Here is a 3,431-nt window from a genome sequence, read left to right on the forward strand (position 1 = left end):
TGCCAGTCCGCTCGGGCTTGGGACCGTAGAGGGCGGCGTCACGGCGCATGCGGGAGACGACCGTGGTGCGTTCGAGACCCACGCCCGCCAGCGTGGCGTAGGCGCCGTCGGCGCACAGCACGAAGGTGGCCTCGGGGAAGATGGTGGCGATCTCGGCCATCATCTCCGCTGCGAGCTCGGGCATGGTCGGCCGGTCCTTTACGTGCAGGCGGAACGCCACCGGCAGGCAGAGCGGCATCCCGCCCCACGGCGGGGTCACCCGCACGCCCATCACCACCAGGTTGAGCCCCCGTGCGTACACGACACGGCTCTTGGTCGAGCGCACGGCGTCGCGCCAGACGCCTGCGCCGGCGACCTTGGGGCCGGCACGGTGAAAGAGGGTGTCGTCCAGGTACAGCACCAGCCGACCCTCGGCGACGGCCAGGCGCACCACCAGGCGGGACAGCACCACGAAGGACTGCCGAAGCGACCAGGCGCTCTCGCGGATCAGGCGGTGGTACGCATCGTGAGCCCCACGGGTGGCGGGGTCCATGACCGCCACCATCTGGACGATCGTGCGCCGGGCGGTGGTGAGCACCCAGACCGACATGAGGTCGCAGAACAGCACCACCGACGATGCGGTCACGAAAGCCTCGGCCACCGAGGACGTGATCGCCAGCCAGGCCTGCTGGCGGCGACTCACGACTTGCGCGTCGTGCGCTCGGCTGCCCTTCTCGCCCGCAGTGCCGCCACGCCACGATCGGCGTCGCGGTCGAGTGCCGACTTGGCGCCGTTGTAACGCTTGAGGGCGGCCCGAACCTCGGCGACGTCGCCCGCAGAGAGCGTGAGCGTCTTGGTGCGACCGTCCTCGGGATAGGCGAGCGCCGGCGTCTCGTGCAGCTCGCCTGCAGCACAGCGGCAGCTGGCGCGACCGCAGCGACGCCGCAGGGTGTAGAGCACCCCGCGCACCACGAGGGGATCCGGCACCTTCCTGATCGGGCGAGCGTACACGGGAGGCTCCTTGCTGTAGGCTATCTACCTACAGCACAGGACACCAGGCCCGCCGTCTGCGGTGGTGGATGGTGCAGCGGGTGAGAGCACGCCATCCCAGGTCGTGGGCGATGATGGGGCGGTGCCCGGCCGCGTCGCCCGCTTCGACCCCCATCCCGCCACCGAAGCCGGCTACCAGGCGGCCCGGCGCCACCTCCGGCGGGCCTTCACCCGCTGGTCGACCGCCACCGGATCCTCCTTCGGGCCCGACTGCTTCGAGGAGCTGGTGCACTACAAGTGGGGGTACATGGACGGGCACCTCACCCGCTGGCGATGCGCGGACTTCGACGAGGTGCTCCTCGAGCTGTTCCCCGCCAAGGTCATCGTGGAGGCCGAGAACATGGGCGACGTCGTCCCCGAGGCGCAGACCTTCGTCACGTTCCTAGCGGAACCTTCCGGGCTATCTCGTGACGAGGACTCATTTGCCCAGGTAGATCATTGTTTTCGTGGTAGCGGTCTGTAGTACCTAGCTCCCTGTCTGCCTCATCGTTTCGGTGCGTAGGCCTCGAGCCCGAAGAGGTCGTAGAGGCGGCTTTGGGTGGCGTCTTTCTCGGTGAGCATCCGCCGGGCACGAGGGCGTCCACGCTCGCCCTGGTAGAGAAGGAGCGTCTCTTCGATCCCCGCGAGGCTCGAGAGCAGCGCTCGGACGGACAGGTGCAGCCCCGCCTGGTGCGCCTCGCGCACCATGAGCCGGGCGGCCATGAGCGCGAGCACGCAGTACAGGGCGTGGACGCGGATCTTGGATTCGGTGAAGTGGAACATCGGCGAGAACGAGACGACCTTCGGGTCCTTCATCTGGCGGAAGTCACCCTCGACCGCCTCCTGGGAGCGGTAGTCGGCGACGATCGTCCTTGTTCCCGCCGCATCGAGCGTCTTGTCGCTGAATAGGATCCGCTTGCCGAACAGCTCCTCTTCGAGCTTGGCTCGGGCGTCCTCGTCGACGGCGAAGCTGAGGCGTAGCTCGGCTGGCTCCTCACCGACAAGGGTGGTCGTCATGACCCGTGACACCCAGCGCGGGGCGAGCATGGCAGCGATCTCGGCCTCGACCTTCTCTTTCGCCTTTCGGGTCTTTCCCCGGGCGAGGCGGGCTTGGATCTCTGCAAGCTGGCGATGCGCCTTTGCAAGGGTCTGGACAAAGCCCCGGGACTGCTTTTCGTGCAGACCGTTCGAGTGGCAACAAACGAGGCGGCGCCGTTTTCCGAAGACGACCTTTGTGGTCTCGAAGGCGACAAGGCCGGGGAAGGCGTCCTCGTCGACGCTGCTGTAGGCGTCCTTTGGAACCGCGAGGAGCTCAGGGTGATCAGAAGGGGGCAGCGAGCCGACGAAGTGCAGTGGTGAGCCGTCGAGCAGTTCGTAGTTGTCGTCGGAGTTCTGCCCGGCGTCGTACACGAGGGTGAGGTCGCCGCCTGTGCCCACAGCGCCGTCGGGCAGGGGGAGCATCGCGAAGCGGGCGACGAGCTCGCTCACCATTGCCCCGAACTGGGTGACGTCGGGCTTGTTGCCCGGGTAGGCGTGGGAGATCAGAGGAACTCCACCGTCTGTCGAGACGACGAGTCCGAGCCCACAGATGCGCAGGTCGTTTCTCTTCTGCTTCGAATGTCCCCTCTGGGCGATCGGGGCACGGTCGTTACCCGAGTCGATCCAGGTAGCGAAGTTCGTCATGTCGAGCACGAGGCCGGACAGGTCGACTGCGAAGGTCTCGACCATCGCCGCCACGATCCGGCGCTCGATCTCTTTGATCTGCTCCTCGCTGATCGCGTCCATCGCCTCCCAGAACCTCCGATGGTCGAGCGCACCTGGAGAAAGGCGCAACCACCGATCACCGGCGGTGGTGTCCCACCAGTCCGAGAAGGCAAGCTTCGAGCAGGGATCGACCACACGGTTGAGCGTCGCAAGGGCGATGTAGGTGCCGACGGAGGCCCCAGCGTCGCTGCGACGTGGACCGACCACCTCGTCGACGATCTCGGCGACGCGAAGCCGGCACAGCATCTCCCACACCGCGGCGACGTCGCCGAAGGCGAGATGACGTGAGCGGTCCGGCTCGCCAGGCCCGGACTCCGACAGCCGGGCGGCGATCTCCTCCGCAGAGCCGAGGTAGCGCTGCGAAACGATCCGGGGCTCGCCGCCCACCCGAGCGGACTCGGCCAGGTAGTAGTACGTCTTTCCGTCCTGCTTCTTGCCGACGATGAATGCCATATCTAGGTACTACTACGCCCCCCAACCAATCGCGAGCCTCTGACCAGGACAAACGCGCTGGTCAGAGCGATATTTGGAAGAAACTTTCGGACAGGCCAAACAGCGGCTCAGAGCGCTAGCCCGGAAGCCCCCGCTAGCCCGAAGTTCCCCCCACTGGAGAGCCGACGCCTCGCTGACCAGGAAGAACATCGGCGCTCGGCGGCCGT

The 3,431-nt window shown here is 67.0% G+C and carries 4 protein-coding genes; 1 reads left to right on the plus strand and 3 read right to left on the minus strand.

Going from position 1 to position 3,431, the window contains the following annotated elements; all coding sequences use genetic code 11:
- The coding region (locus VNF71_12085; protein ID HVA75291.1) for a transposase at positions 1-682 on the minus strand (682 nt) is incomplete at its 3' end.
- Entirely contained in the window at positions 679-990 is a 312-nt protein-coding gene (locus VNF71_12090; GenBank protein ID HVA75292.1) for a DUF6788 family protein, read from the minus strand. The genes VNF71_12085 and VNF71_12090, both read right to left, overlap by 4 nt.
- A 121-nt stretch (positions 991-1,111) precedes the next feature.
- On the opposite strand from VNF71_12090, the gene VNF71_12095 reads away from it, so the two are divergent.
- Positions 1,112-1,492, plus strand: a complete 381-nt coding sequence (locus VNF71_12095; GenBank protein HVA75293.1) for a hypothetical protein — start codon at positions 1,112-1,114, stop codon at positions 1,490-1,492.
- A 20-nt stretch (positions 1,493-1,512) separates the two neighbouring features.
- On the opposite strand, the gene VNF71_12100 is transcribed toward VNF71_12095, so the two are convergent.
- Positions 1,513-3,225: an IS1634 family transposase gene (locus VNF71_12100; protein ID HVA75294.1), complete on the minus strand. Its 1,713-nt coding sequence runs from the start codon at positions 3,223-3,225 to the stop codon at positions 1,513-1,515.
- Positions 3,226-3,431: the final 206 nt, after the last annotated feature.

The organism is Acidimicrobiales bacterium (genome assembly GCA_035533095.1).
Classification (GTDB): Bacteria; Actinomycetota; Acidimicrobiia; order Acidimicrobiales; family Palsa-688; genus DATLUM01.